Genomic DNA, 13,637 nt, shown 5'->3' on the forward strand with positions numbered 1-13,637 from the left:
TGCACGCGTGACCTGTGACCTGATCCTGCTCCCGCGCGTGGCCTGGCGCGGACAGGAGATCACCGCGCCCCGGCTGCGCGGACTGCTCGCGCTGCTCGCCGGTGCCCCGCACACCGGCTGCAGCACCGAACGGCTCGTCGCCGGCCTGTGGCCGGACGAACTGCCCGAGCGGCCCGGCAAGGCGGTGCAGGTCCTGGTCTCCCGGGCCCGGACGCAGGTGGGCGCCGACGTCATCGCGAGCACCCCGATCGGCTACCGGCTCGCCCTCGACGACGACCGGATCGACAGCTCCGCCCTGCTCCGGCACGCCGCCGCGAGCGCCGACCGGGCCAGGGCGGGGGACCACGCCGGGGCACTCGCCGCCGCCGACGCCGGGCTCGCCCTGTGGGAGGGCGCCCCGGACGACGACGGCGACGACCCGGTCGCGGCACTGCGCCGCGAGCGCGCCCCGGTCCGCGCCGAGTTGGTCCGGGCCCGCGCCCTCGCGCTGGCCCGCCTCGGCCGGCACCCGGAGGCCGCGGGGCCGCTCGCCGAGACGGCCGCCCGGCACCCGCACGACGAGGAGGTCCTCGCCGAACTGCTGCGCGGCGAAGCGGCGCTGGCGGGCCCCTCCGCCGCGCTGACCCGCTACGAGGCCCACCGCCGCGCGCTGCGGGACGGGCTCGGCGCCGACCCGGGCCCCCAACTGAAAGCGGTCCAGGCGGAGTTGCTGTCCGGGGAGGCGCCCGCCGTGCGGCACGGCGTTCCCCACGAACCCAATCGGCTGCTCGGCCGCGACGACGACATCGCGGCGGTGCGGACGCTCCTGACCACCTCCCGCGCCGTCACCGTCGTCGGACCCGGCGGCCTCGGCAAGACCCGGCTCGCGCACGCCGTCAGCCGCGCGGCCGCCCAGCGCGTGGTCCACTTCGTGCCGCTGGCCGGCGTCTCGGCCGACCCGGACGTCGCCGCGGAAGTGGCCTCCGCGCTCGGCGCGGGCAGCGCCCCGAACGCGCCGGACGCCCCCTCGGATCCCGTCCCGGGCATCCTCGCCGCGCTCGGCCCCGGCCCCGCCCTGCTGGTCCTGGACAACTGCGAACAGGTCGTGCGGGGAGCCGCCGACCTCGTCCGGGCCCTCGTCTCGTCCTCGAAGGACCTGCGGGTGCTCACCACCAGCCGGGCCCCGCTCGGCCTCACCTCCGAGGCCGTGTACGCGCTGCCCGAGCTGCGCCTCGCCACCTCGATCGAACTGTTCACCCAGCGCGCCCGCGCCGCCCGGCCCGGCGTGGAGCTGCCGGCGGACGCCGTCGCCGGGCTCTGCCGCCACCTCGACGGGCTGCCCCTCGCCGTGGAGCTGGCCGCCGCGCGGGTCCGCGCCCTGTCCGTACCGGAGATAGCCCGCCGCCTCGGCGACCGCTTCGCCCTCCTGCGCGGCGGCGCCCGGGACGCGCCGGAGCGGCACCGGACCCTGCACGCCGTCGTCGACTGGAGCTGGAACCTCCTCCACGAGGACGCCCGCGCGGCCCTGCGCACCCTGTCCGTCTTCCCCGGCGGCTTCCTCGGCGAGGCGGCGGAACGGATCCTGGGCCCGGACGCGCTGTTCCTCCTGGAGGAGCTGGCCGGACAGTCCCTGGTCACCGCCGCCGACACCCCGGCCGGAGTGCGGTTCCGGATGCTGGAGACCGTGCGGGAGTTCAGCGCGGCCCGGCGCGCCGAGGCGGGCGAGGACGAGCACGCGGTGAGCCGACTCCTCACCTGGGCAAGGGAGTTCGGGGAGGCGCACCATGACGTGTTCTTCGGCTCGGAGCCGCTGCCCGGCTGGGAGCGGATCAAGGCCGAGCAGGACAACCTCGTGCTCGCCCTGCGGCACGCCCTCGCCCGCGAGGACGCCCCCGCCGTCGCCGCGCTGACCGCGGTCCTCGCCACGCTGTGGTCCAACGACGCCAACTACCCCCGCCTCGCCCAGCTCGCCGCCGACACCGGTCACCTGCTCTCCCACTACCGGCCCGCGCCCGAGCGGGTCGAGGTCGCCCGCGCCGCCGCCGTGCTGTGCGTCGCCGCGCTGCTCATGGGATCGGGCGTCAGCGCCGTCCGGCAGCTCGTCGTCCTGCGCCGGCTGCCCGCCGCGCCGCCGGACACCCTGCTGCGCGCCGCCGCCGTCGTGCTGAGCGCGACGCCCGGGATGCGGCCGCCCGACCACGGCGTGCTGCGCCGCCTCTGCGCCGACCCCAGGCCCCTGGTCGCCGGGATCGCCGAGGGCATCGCCACGTACGTCTGGGAGCTCGCGCACGACCCCGACCGCGCGATCGCCTCGGCCCACCGGATGCTCACCGAACTGGCCCCGGCCGACAACCCGTCCGTCCAGCTCATGGGTCACTCCCGGCTGAGCGAGCTGTATCTGCGCACCGGCCGCGGGGACCAGGCGTACGAGCACCTCCAGGCGGTGCTCGCCGTGGTGCCGCGACTCAACGACGGGCACGACTACCTCTTCATCCGCTGGCACCTGGTCCTCGCCTGCCTGCACCGCGAGGACCCCGACGAGGCCGAGTACTGGCTGCGCAGGGCCGATCAGGACACCTCCCGGCAGCAGGACGCCTACTACCGGCCCGACCTCGCCGGACGCGCGGAGATCGCCCTGGCCCGCGGGCTCACCGAGGTCGGGCTCGGGCTGTGGCGCGGCGCCGTGGAGCAGATGCTCGCCGCCGGGGCGCGGCACAGCGCCGGCGCCGCGCTGGAACCGTGGGCGCTGGTGGTCCAGTCGGTGTCGGTGACCGCGCACGCCCACGCCGGCCGGCTCGAACCCGTCGCGGTGACGGTCGGCCGGCTGCGCCGGTGGATGGGCGACGCACTCGCCGGCCCCGACTGTGCGCCGGGGGACCTGTACGTGCTGGGGCCGGTGCTGCACGCGCTCGGCCTGGTGGAGACCGCGACCGACGCCCCGCGCGCCGCCCGCATGATCGCGCTGGCCGAACGGATCGGTGTGGGACGCGAGTTCCAGCCGACGATGTCCGCGCGGCGGGCCCGGCGGGCGGCCGAGGACGCCGACAGGGCGGCGTTCACCGACGCGGTGTCGGAGTACGCCGCCCTGGAGCGGGACGAACTGGGGGACGCGGCCCGCACCCTCACTTCTGGTCGCGGTTGAAGGACGCCGTCGCCCAGCGGTAGCCGAGCGCGGCCAGCGCCACGCACCACACCAGCGCGATCCACCAGTTGTGGCCGATCCCGGTGCCGAGGAGCAGACCGCGCAGCGTCTCGATCGCCGGGGTGAACGGCTGGTACTCGGCGATCGGCCGGAACCAGCCCGGCATCGTGTCCGCCGGGATGAAGGCGCTGGAGATCAGCGGCAGCAGGATCAGCGGCTGCGCGCTGTTGGCCGCCGCCTCCGGGTTGGGGCTGGCCAGGCCCAAGCCGACGGCGATCCAGGTGAGCGCCAGGGAGAAGAGGACGAGCAGCCCGAACGCCGCCAGCCACTCGAGCACCGTCGCGTCGTGCGACCGGAACCCGATCGCCACCGCCACGGCGCCGACGAGCACCACGCTCGCCACGCACTGCAGCACACAGCCGACGACGTGCCCGATGAGCACCGAACCGCGGTGGACGGCCATCGTGCGGAACCGGGCGATGATGCCCTCGGTCATGTCGGTGGCGACGGACACCGAGGCCCCGATCACCGTGCCGCCGATGGTCATCATCAGGATGCCGGGGACGATGTAGGCGATGTAGTCGGAGCGGTCGCTGCCGCCGATGCCCGCGCTCATCACGTCGCCGAAGATGTAGACGAACAGCAGGAGCAGCATGATCGGGGTGAGCAGCAGGTTCAGCGTCATCGACGGGTAGCGGCGGGCGTGCAGGAGGTTGCGGCGCAGCATGGTCCGCGAGTCGCGGACGGCGAGGGTCAGGGTGCTCATCGGACCGTCTCCTTGGTCTGGTCGGTGCTGGTCAGGGCGAAGAACACGTCGTCGAGGTCGGGCGTGTGCACGGTCAGTTCGTCGGCCTCGACGCCGGCCGTGTCCAGCCAGTCGAGGACGGCGCGCAGCTCGCGCTGGCTGCCGCCGCTGGGGATCTGCAGGGTGAGTGCCTCGTCGTCGCGGGTGACCTCGCGCAGGGCGACGGCGGCCGACCGGTAGGCCACCGGGTCGGTGAAGCGCAGCCGGACGTGTCCGCCCGGGACGAGCCGCTTGAGTTCGTCGGCGGTGCCCTCGGCGGCGATCCGTCCGTCGTGCAGCACGGCGATGCGGTCGGCGAGTTCGTCGGCCTCCTCCAGGTACTGCGTGGTGAGGAAGACGGTGACGCCGTCGCGGACCAGCTCGCGGATGATGCCCCACATCGTGTGGCGGCTGCGCGGGTCGAGGCCGGTGGTGGGCTCGTCGAGGAAGATGATCCGCGGGCTGCCGACCAGCGTCATGGCGATGTCGAGGCGCCGCTTCATGCCGCCGGAGTAGGTGGAGGCCGGCTTCTTCGCGGCGTCCGTGAGGTCGAACCGCGCCAGCAGCTCGGCGGCGACGCGCAGACCTTCCTTCTTGGACAGGTGATGCAGGTCGGCCATGAGGAGCATGTTCTCCTCGCCGGTGATCAGCCCGTCCACGGCCGAGAACTGACCGGTCACACCGATCACGGCCCGTGCGGCCTGCGGGGCGACGGCCAGGTCGTGGCCGCCGACCCGCAGCTCGCCGGCGTCGGCGCGCAGCAGCGTCGACAGGATCTTCACGGCGGTGGTCTTGCCCGCGCCGTTCGGCCCGAGCAGGGAGAAGATCGTCCCCTCGGGCACGGTCAGGTCGATGCCGTCGAGCACCACCTTGTCGCCGAAGGACTTGTGGAGCCCGTGTGCCGCCACGGCGAGCGGGGGCCTGGTCGTTGTCGTCATGCCGCAGAGCGTGCGGCACGACGCCTTCAACGCGGCTTCACACCGGTTTCAGTCACGGTGAAACCGGTGAAGCCACAGCTCAGAGCACGCGTCGCCGCCTCCCGAGCCAGGTCTGCGCGATCACCACGACAGCCAGGAACGCACCGCTGACCACCTGCTGGTACGCGGAGTCGAGCGAGCCGATCTGGTTGATGACGTTCTGGATGACCTTCAGCAGCAGGACGCCCACGAGCGAGCCGCTGATGAACCCGAAGCCGCCCGTCAGGAGCGTGCCGCCGATGACGACCGCCGAGATCGCCTCCAGCTCCATGCCGGAGCCGAGGATGGTCACTCCGGAGACCAGCCACGCCGCGTTCAGCGCACCGGCGAGCCCCGCGCACAGCCCCGACACGGTGTACACACCGATCTTCGTCCGGGCCACCGGCGCGCCCATCAGGGCCGCCGCGTCCTCGTTGCCGCCGACCGCGTACACGTACTGCCCGAAGCGGGTACGGCGCAGCACGACCGCGCCGGCCACGAACAGCGCCAGCGTGATCCACACCGGGACGCCGATCCCGAGCAGCTTGCCCTGGCCGAGCGTCGCGAAGAACGTGGACTTGTCGACGAGATACGTGGTCGAACCCTCGTCGGTGATCGCGAGCAGCAGCCCGCGCGCGCCCAGCATCGCCGCCAGCGTCACGATGAACGGGGCGAGCCGGGAACGCGCGATGAGCAGCCCGTTCACCAGACCGATCAGCCCGCAGACCGCGAGCGGCAGCAGCAGCGCCACGACCGTCCCGTACTGCGAACCCCACGCGGCGAGCACCCCGCCGAGCGCGAACAGCGAGCCCACCGACAGATCGATGCCGCCGGTGACGATCACGAACGTCATGCCGAGCGCCACGACCGCGAGGAACGCCGACGACAGCGCCATGTTCTCCAGGTTGTCCCCGGTCAGGAACGTGTCGAAGGAGAGCGACGCGACGAGCACCGCGATCACCAGCGTGACCAGGGCGCCGTGTTGCTGGGCGAGCGCGCTGAGCCGTTCCGCGCGCGTCGCGCCGAGCGGTTCCTCGTCGACCTTCGTGGCCGGCCCGGTCGTCCCGGGCGCTGTGGAGTCCGTCATCGTCATCGCTTCCCCCGCTCCCTGGCCGCGTAGACGGCGAGCACGATCACCACGGCCTGCGCGATCTGTGTCCACGACGGCGGCAGGTCGTGCTTGATGAGCGTGGCCGTGAGCAGCTGGATCAGCACCGCGCCCGCGACCGTGCCGCCGATCCGCACCCGGCCGCCGGTCAGCGGCGTACCGCCGACCACCACCGCCGTGATCGCGGACAGTTCCATGAGATTGCCGAGCGACGTCGGGTCGCTCGCGGTCAGCCGCGCCGTCGCCAGCACGCCCGCGATCGCCGCGAGGACGCCCGAGGCGACGTAGACGAGGATGAGGACCCGGCGCACCGGAAGGCCGGCGAGCTGCGCGGCCGGACGGCTGTCGCCGATGGCGAGCAACTGGCGGCCGAACGTGGTGCGCCGCACGACGAAGGCGACCAGCAGGGCCAGTGCCGCCGCGATCAGCACCAGGTAGGGGATGCCGAGCAGGTCTCCGGTGCCGAGCGAGCGCAGCCCCGGGTCCCGGACGTCCTTCAGCTGGGGCAGCAGGACGAGGGCGAGACCGCGCCCGGCGACCATCAGCGCCAGAGTGGCCACGATGGGCTGGACGCCGATGAAGGCCACCAGCGCCCCGTTCGCGACCCCTATCAGCGCCCCGCCGAAGAGCGCCGCGACGACGGCGATCAGCGGGCCGTAGCCCAGATAGAGGGAGATGACGGACGTGGCCAGCGCCATCACCGAGCCGACCGACAGGTCCACGCCCTCACTGCCGATGGCGAGGGCCATGCCGAGCGCCACGATCAGTACCGGTGCGACCTGCACGGCCTGGGTGCGGAAGTTCTCGGTCGACAGGAAGTGCGGGGTGAACGCGATGTTCGCCAGGAGCAGCACCGCGACACCGGCGTACACGCCGTAGTCCTGGAGGAGGCGCAGCAGCCGGTCGCGGTCGACACCGGCCCTGCCCAGGGTCAGATCACTCAACGTGCTTCCCTTCCGGGGGAGTTGCGGCGATCGCGCGCATCAGACGATCCTCCGTGACCGCGTCTCCGGTGAGCTCGGCGACCACCGCGCCGTCCTTCAGGACGACGACCCGGTCCGAGCCCTCGATCAGCTCCTCCATGTCGGAGGAGATCAGCAGTACGCCGAGGCCGTCGTCCGCCAGCTCGTCGATGAGTTTCTGGACCTCGGCCTTGGCGCCGACGTCGATGCCGCGCGTCGGCTCGTCGAGCAGCAGCACCTTCGGGTTCATCGCCAGCCAGCGGGCGAGCAGCACCTTCTGCTGGTTGCCGCCCGACAACTCGCCGACCTTCTGGTGCGGGCCCGCGGTCTTGATGTGGAGCCGCTTCACGAACGTGTCGACGATCTTGTCGATCCGCGCCTCGTCGACCAGGCCGAACCGGGACAGGCCCGGCAGCGCGGCGAGCGCGATATTCTCCCGCACCGAGAGACCCGGCACGATCCCCTCGGCCTTGCGGTCCTCGGGCAGCAGGCTGATGCCCGCGCGGATCGCCGCCGGGGTGGACCCCGTACGGACCGGGGCGCCGGCCACGAGGACCCGGCCGCTGTCCGTGGGCAGCGCTCCCGCGATGGCCTTCGCGGTCTCGCTGCGCCCCGACCCGAGCAGCCCGCCGAGCCCGACGACCTCGCCGGGCCGCACGTCGATCGACACCCCGTGCAACTGGTGCCGGGCCGTCAAATCCTGTGCGCGCAGCACGGGTTCGGCCGCCGCGTCGTGCTCGCCGGAGAACTTGGTCAGCCCCTCGTCCTGTACGTCACCGATGGCGCGGCCGAGCATCAGCGACACCAGGGCGAGCCGGTCCAGGTCGGCGAGGTTGCCCGTGTGCACGACCTTGCCGTCGCGCAGCACGGTGACCGTGTCGCACACCTCGTACAGCTCGTCGAGCCGGTGGCTGACGTAGACGACCGCGATGCCCCGCTCGCGCAGCATCCGGATCACCCCGAACAGGGTGCGCACCTCGCGCGGCTCCAGCGACGACGTCGGCTCGTCCATGATGACGACCTTCGCGTCGACCGAGACCGCGCGGGCCAGGGCCACCATCTGCTGTGCGCCGACGCCGAGTTCGCGCAGCGGACGCTGCACGTCCACCCGCACCCCCAGCTCGCGCAGCGCCTCGTCCGCCTCCCGGTGCATCCGCCGGAAGTCGATCAGGCCGAGCCGCGTGCGCGGTTCACGGCCGAGGAACAGATTGCGCGCCACGCTCATCAGGGGGACGAGATTGACCTCCTGGTAGATCGTGGAGATGCCCGCGTGCTGCGCGTCGAGCGGGGTCGCGAAGCTGACCGGCGATCCGTCGTAGCTGAGCTCCCCGGCGTCCGGGTCCGGCCGGTACACGCCGGTGAGCACCTTGATGAGCGTGGACTTGCCCGCCCCGTTCTCCCCGATGAGCGCGTGCACCTCCCCGGCGCGCGCGGTGAAGTCGACACCGTCGAGGGCGCGCACGCCGGGGAACGTCTTGCTGAGACTGGTCACTGACAGCATGTCAGAACGCCTTGTCGATATCCGTCTTGGCGTTGTCCTTGGAGTACGCGCTGTCCTTGATGACGATGTCCTGGCCGACCTTGTCGCCCTTGGTGAACGAGTCCAGGGTCTGGAAGGCCAGCGGGCCGAAGCGCGGGTTCGACTCGATGACACCGGAGATCCAGCCGTCGACGATCCCCTGCACCGCGTTCCGGGTGCCGTCCACCGTCACGATCTTCACGGCGCCGGCCTTCTTGCCCGCGCCCTTGAGGGCGTTGACGGCGCCGAGGCCCATCTCGTCGTTCTCGGCGTAGATCCCGGTGATGTCCGGCTTGGACTGGATGAGCTGCTCGGTGACCGCCTGGCCCTTCTCGCGGGCGAACTCGCCGGTCTGCTTGAAGACGACCTTCAGGCCCGGCGCCTTCGCCTTGATCTGGTCCTCGAAGCCCTTGGTGCGCTCGGTGGTGACGTTGTTGCCCGCCGCGCCGAGCAGGATCGCGATCGTGCCCTTGCCGCCGGTCGCCTCGATCATCTGGTCGGCCGCCCGCTTGCCCTGCTCGACGAAGTCCGAGCCGATGAAGGACACGTAGTCCTTGCAGGCCGTCGCGTTGATCTTGCGGTCGACGGTGACGATCGGGATGTGCTTGGCGCCCGCGGCGCGCAGCACGGGCTCCCAGCCGTCGGAGTTCAGCGGCGCGATGACCAGCAGGTCCGCGCCCTTGGCGATGAGGTCCTGGACGTCGCTGATCTGCTTGGAGAACTGCGACTGGGCGTTGGCCGTCAGCAGCTTGATGCCGCGCTTCTGGGCCTCGGCCTTGATGGACGCGGTCTCCGCGATGCGGAACGGGTTGGCCTCCTTCTCGGACTGCGAGAAGCCCACGGTGGCGCCCTTGAGGTCCAGCTTCTTGCCGCCGAAGGTGGCGACGTCACAGGTCTTGCCGTCGCCGGACGAGGCGACCTCCTGTCCGGAGTTGTCCCCCTTGGAGCTGGAACTCGCCTTGTCGGAGCTGGAGTTGTCGTCCTCCGACTTGGCGCAGCCGGTGGCGAGCGCGAGGCTCGCGACGAGGCCGGCGGCGAACAGGGCCCGGGCGGAGGTACGGCGACGGTGGAGCACGGTCTGCGTCATGTTCAGGTCCCCAAAACGGCACGGCCCGGCGCGGAAACGCGGCAACGGGGTGGGTCGGCTGGTGCGATGGCTTGAGTGTTCGACCGGTCGGATCGAGAGGTGCATCGGCGGTACAGGGGAGGTTTTTACATCGTTGGAAGGATGCTGTAAAGGGTTCGCGCAACGCCGGGTGCGGCCACGGGTGCCGATCCGGTGTCAGCGCCGCCCCAGCGTGCTCTCCCGTTCCACCAGCCGGAATTCCGCGGTCAGTTCACGTCCTGCCTGCTCGGCGGGGCGGTCCAGGCGGCCGAGGAGCGACTGCACCGCGAGCCGGGCGATGGCCAGCTTGTCCGGCGAGATCGTGGTCAGCGTGACCGCGCCGAACCGCCCCTCCGCGATGTCGTCGAACCCGACCACCGCCACGTCCCACGGGACCCTCAGGCCCCGCTCGTGCAGGACCCGCATCGCCCCGATCGCCACCAGGTCGTTGTACGCGAACACCGCGTCGGGCCGGATCCCGGAGTCCAGCATCCGGGCCATCGCCTCGGCCCCGTCCCCGCGGTCCCAGCCGCCGGTCGCGCCCACCAGCGTCTCCGGGGCGGGCAGCCCCGCGTCGGTCAACTCCGCGCGCCAGCCCGCCAGTCGCAGCCGGGCCGGCTGGTTCGCCGAGTCGGTGCGTTCGCCCAGGTAGGCGATCCGGGTGCGGCCGCGGCCGATCAGATGGCGCACGGCGGTGCGGGCCGCGGCGACGTTGTCGATGGCGATGTGGTCGTAGGGAAGTCCGTACTCGCGCTCGCCCAGCAGCACGAGCGGCACCTCGTCGCCGTCCCGGCCGCGCAGATCGTCCGCCTCCAGCTCCAGCGGGCTGAGGATCAGCCCGTCGATCACCCGGGCCCGGAACCCCTGGCTGACCAGAAGCTCCTGCTCGCGCTCGCCCCGGGTGTGGTCGAGCAGCACCGTCACATCGTGCTCGGCGGCGGCGTCGATCACCGCGCCGGCCAGCTCGGCGAAGTACGGGTTGCCCAGCTCGGGCAGGGCCAGGGCGATGATGCCCGTACGGCCTTTGCGCAGGTGACGGGCGGTCAGGTTCGGCCGGTAGCCCAGCTCGTCGATCGCCTCCTGGACCCGGGCCCGCATCGCCGGTGTGACGTGCTGGTAGTTGTTCACGACGTTCGAAACGGTCTTGATCGAGACGCCCGCGCGTTCCGCGACATCCTTCAGGCTCACCCGCACGGAATCTCCTTCGGCTCACCGCGTCCGCTCTTCGGACGCGCTTGTCATGACCCTGGACAGCGCGCCGGGACGCGTGCTGTCATGCCAACTGCCGTTCTTTCCAACGATGTACAAACGAGTTGTACCGACTAGAGCGGCGAGCCGCCACCCTTCCTCGACGCCTTCTCCGCGTTCCACACCAGGAGGATCCGTGCGCACCAGTAGCACCAGACACCGGGGCCGACCGCTGGCCCTGCTGCTCACCGCGGCACTCGGACTCACCGCGCTCACCGTGGCACCGCACGCCACGGCCGGCACGGCGAAGGCCGCGCAGCCATCCGCCGACGAGCCCGTCGTCCCGCAAGGGCTCAAGGGCGAGTACTACACCCAATCCGCCCCGGGCGCCTTCGACTTCGACACGCTGAAGGCCACCGGGTTCGACCCGCAGATCGATTTCGGCAGCCTGGAGTCCCGGCTCCAGGCCGCCACCGGCAGCGCCGACGACGCGAACGTGCGCTGGACCGGAAAACTCGTCCCCGAGAAGTCCGGCTCGACAACGTTTTCCCTCATCGGGGACAACGGATTCCGGCTGTGGGTCGACGGCAAGCTGATCGTCGACCACTGGGTCGACGACTGGGACAAGGAGCAGACCTCCGCCCCGGTGGACCTGACCGCCGGCAAGGCGGTCGACATCAAGGTCGAGTACTTCGAGCACTACGGCGGCTCCAATCTGCATCTGCGCTGGACCGAGCCGGGCGGCACGAAGGAGGCGATCCCCTCCTCCGCGTTCCGGCTGCCCGACGACTGGAAGTACGACGGCGCCATCGGCACCACCGTCCTGGGCGACGGCCGCACCCTCAAGCTGGACTTCGCGCAGAAGCTCGGCAAGGTCCCGGGCGATGTCAACGACCACCTGTCCGCCGTCATCGGCGGCGCGAAGTGGCCGCTGAACAAGGTCAAGGCGGACCCCGACGACCCGCGGGCCCTCATCGTGGGCCTCAAGGAGCCGGTCGTCGGCAACAAGAAGGGCGACGCCGACGGTCTCGCGGACGTCACCTACGACGGCAAGGGCGGTCTGACCGGGAGCGACGGCACGGCCGTCGGGTCCTTCTGGTCGAGCGGCCCGAACCACTCCACGCACGAGCTGACCACCAAGTGGGGCGACGACGTGACGGCGGGCAACGCCCACCGCGAGTACCCGCGCCCCCAGCTCACCCGCGACGCCTGGCAGAACCTCAACGGCACGTGGGAGTTCGCGGGTGCCGAGAAGGGCGATCCGGTCCCCGTCGGCAAGAAGCTCGGCGAGAAGATCCTGGTGCCCTACCCGGTGGAGTCCCAGCTCTCCGGCGTCGAGCGCCACGAGGACCGCATGTTCTACCGGCGGACCTTCACCGTCCCGGCCGGCTGGAAGATCGGCAGCGGCAAGCGGCTCCAGCTGAACTTCGGCGCCGTCGACTGGCAGTCCGAGGTCTACGTCAACGGCAAGAAGGTCGCCGACCACAAGGGCGGCTACGACAAGTTCAGCGCCGACATCACCGACGCGCTGAAGCCGGGCCGCACCCAGGAGCTGATCGTCGGGGTCTACGACCCGACGGACGCCAAGGACGGCGAGAACCCGCCGATGGGCAAGCAGCGCACCGACCCCAGCGGCATCTGGTACACCCCGTCGTCGGGCATCTGGCAGACGGTGTGGATGGAGCCGGTCGCCACCGACCACGTCGGTGACCTCAAGCTCACGCCGAGCGTCGAGAAGAGCGAACTGGCCGTCGAGACCACGGGAGTCCGCGACGGGCTTCCGGTGACCGCCACCGCGTACGCGGGCAAGCGCAAGGTCGCCACCGTCACCGGAACCTCCGGCAAGACCCTCACCCTGAAGATCAAGAACCCGCACCTGTGGACCACCGACGACCCGTACCTCTACGACCTCAAGGTCAGCGTCGGCGGCGACCGGGTCGGCAGCTACTTCGGGATGCGCTCGGTCGAGGTCGAGAACGTGAACGGCACCCCGCGCACCGTTCTCAACGGCAAGCCCACCTTCCTGATGGCCACCCTCGACCAGGGATTCTGGCCCGACGGCCTGTACACCGCACCCAGTGACGAGGCCCTCGCCTACGACCTGAAGATGCACAAGCAGATGGGCTTCAACTCCGTCCGCAAGCACATCAAGGTCGAACCCGACCGCTGGTTCTACTGGGCGGACAAGCTGGGCCTGCTCGTCTGGCAGGACATGCCGGCGATGGAGGCGGGCACCAACCCGTCCACCGCCGCCCGCGCCGAGTTCGAGCGCGAGATGAAGGTCATGATCGACCAGCACTACAACCACCCCTCGGTCATCATGTGGGTCACCCTCAACGAGGGCTGGGGCCAGTACGACGAGGCCCGCCTCGCCGACCAGGCCAAGTCCTGGGACCCGACCCGCCTGATCAACTCGATGTCCGGCATCAACCTGGGCCGGGACGGCGGCACCGGCGACATCATCGACGAGCACGGCTATCCCAGTCCCGCCCTGCCGCCGCACCCCGACGGCAAGAGAGCCCTGGTCAGCGGCGAGTACGGCGGCCTCGGCCTGGCCGTGCCCGGGCACGCGTGGGCGGTCCAGCAGAGCTACGTCGACGTGGACCCGGCGACGTACACGGACGACTACCTCGAAAAGCTCGGTGAGGTCCACAAGCTGGCCTGCCAGGGCTCCAACGGCGCCGTCTACACGCAGATCTCCGACGTGGAGGGCGAGCTGAACGGCCTGCTCACCTACGACCGCAGGGTCGTCAAGCCGGACGTGAAGCGCCTGCACGACGCTCAGCAGCAGCTGATCAAGGACGCCTCCCAGGCGACCGTGGCGAACTGCGCCTGATCCCGCACGCCCCGGGGCGGGCCCGCACCGTCGGGCCCGCCCCCCTCTCTCTCGTGGG

9 protein-coding genes are annotated in these 13,637 nt (G+C 71.5%); 2 read left to right on the plus strand and 7 right to left on the minus strand.

Annotation, left to right across the window (positions count from 1 at the left end):
- The first annotated feature begins 7 nt into the window (after positions 1-7).
- Positions 8-3,121: a BTAD domain-containing putative transcriptional regulator gene (locus tag ABZ930_RS19490; protein ID WP_361549272.1), complete on the plus strand. Its 3,114-nt coding sequence runs from the start codon at positions 8-10 to the stop codon at positions 3,119-3,121.
- Here ABZ930_RS19490 and ABZ930_RS19495 read toward each other — a convergent pair.
- The 7 genes from ABZ930_RS19495 to ABZ930_RS19525 form a co-directional block, all read right to left on the minus strand.
- Positions 3,102-3,887 carry an ABC transporter permease gene (locus tag ABZ930_RS19495; protein ID WP_361549274.1) on the minus strand — a complete coding sequence of 262 codons (786 nt, stop codon included), beginning with the start codon at positions 3,885-3,887 and terminating at the stop codon, positions 3,102-3,104. The two genes, ABZ930_RS19490 and ABZ930_RS19495, sit on opposite strands and share 20 nt — an antisense overlap.
- Positions 3,884-4,843, minus strand: coding sequence for an ATP-binding cassette domain-containing protein (locus tag ABZ930_RS19500; RefSeq protein WP_361549276.1), 960 nt, complete (start codon positions 4,841-4,843; stop codon positions 3,884-3,886). Before ABZ930_RS19500 ends, ABZ930_RS19495 begins: the two co-directional genes overlap by 4 nt.
- A gap of 79 nt (positions 4,844-4,922) precedes the next feature.
- Positions 4,923-5,954, minus strand: coding sequence for an ABC transporter permease (locus tag ABZ930_RS19505; RefSeq protein ID WP_361549278.1), 1,032 nt, complete (start codon positions 5,952-5,954; stop codon positions 4,923-4,925).
- The gene (locus tag ABZ930_RS19510) at positions 5,951-6,913 is read right to left on the minus strand and encodes an ABC transporter permease (RefSeq protein WP_361549280.1); all 963 of its coding nucleotides are present in this window, start codon (positions 6,911-6,913) and stop codon (positions 5,951-5,953) included. The genes ABZ930_RS19505 and ABZ930_RS19510 overlap by 4 nt, the downstream gene beginning before the upstream one ends.
- Positions 6,906-8,432 (minus strand): sugar ABC transporter ATP-binding protein, encoded by a 1,527-nt coding sequence (locus ABZ930_RS19515; RefSeq protein WP_361549282.1) that lies wholly within the window; start codon positions 8,430-8,432, stop codon positions 6,906-6,908. The genes ABZ930_RS19510 and ABZ930_RS19515 overlap by 8 nt, the downstream gene beginning before the upstream one ends.
- A gap of 1 nt (position 8,433) precedes the next feature.
- The gene (locus ABZ930_RS19520; protein WP_361549284.1) at positions 8,434-9,537 is read right to left on the minus strand and encodes an ABC transporter substrate-binding protein; all 1,104 of its coding nucleotides are present in this window, start codon (positions 9,535-9,537) and stop codon (positions 8,434-8,436) included.
- 195 nt (positions 9,538-9,732) lie between these two features.
- On the minus strand, positions 9,733-10,749 hold the full coding sequence (locus ABZ930_RS19525; protein ID WP_361549286.1) for a LacI family DNA-binding transcriptional regulator: 1,017 nt from the start codon (positions 10,747-10,749) through the stop codon (positions 9,733-9,735).
- 190 nt (positions 10,750-10,939) lie between these two features.
- On the opposite strand from ABZ930_RS19525, the gene ABZ930_RS19530 reads away from it, so the two are divergent.
- Complete coding sequence (locus ABZ930_RS19530; RefSeq protein WP_361549288.1) at positions 10,940-13,579, plus strand: PA14 domain-containing protein; 2,640 nt, start codon at positions 10,940-10,942, stop codon at positions 13,577-13,579.
- Positions 13,580-13,637 lie beyond the last annotated feature (58 nt).

It is taken from the genome of Streptomyces sp. NPDC046716 (genome assembly GCF_040645755.1).
In the GTDB taxonomy this organism is placed as follows: domain Bacteria; phylum Actinomycetota; class Actinomycetes; order Streptomycetales; family Streptomycetaceae; genus Streptomyces.

Coding starts and splice junctions, on each gene's coding strand:
- ABZ930_RS19495 (WP_361549274.1), bottom strand. CDS start 3,887: ATGAGCACCCTGACCCTCGCCGTCCGCGACTCGCGGACCATGCTGCGC.
- ABZ930_RS19500 (WP_361549276.1), bottom strand. CDS start 4,843: ATGACGACAACGACCAGGCCCCCGCTCGCCGTGGCGGCACACGGGCTC.
- ABZ930_RS19505 (WP_361549278.1), bottom strand. CDS start 5,954: ATGACGATGACGGACTCCACAGCGCCCGGGACGACCGGGCCGGCCACG.
- ABZ930_RS19515 (WP_361549282.1), bottom strand. CDS start 8,432: ATGCTGTCAGTGACCAGTCTCAGCAAGACGTTCCCCGGCGTGCGCGCC.
- ABZ930_RS19520 (WP_361549284.1), bottom strand. CDS start 9,537: ATGACGCAGACCGTGCTCCACCGTCGCCGTACCTCCGCCCGGGCCCTG.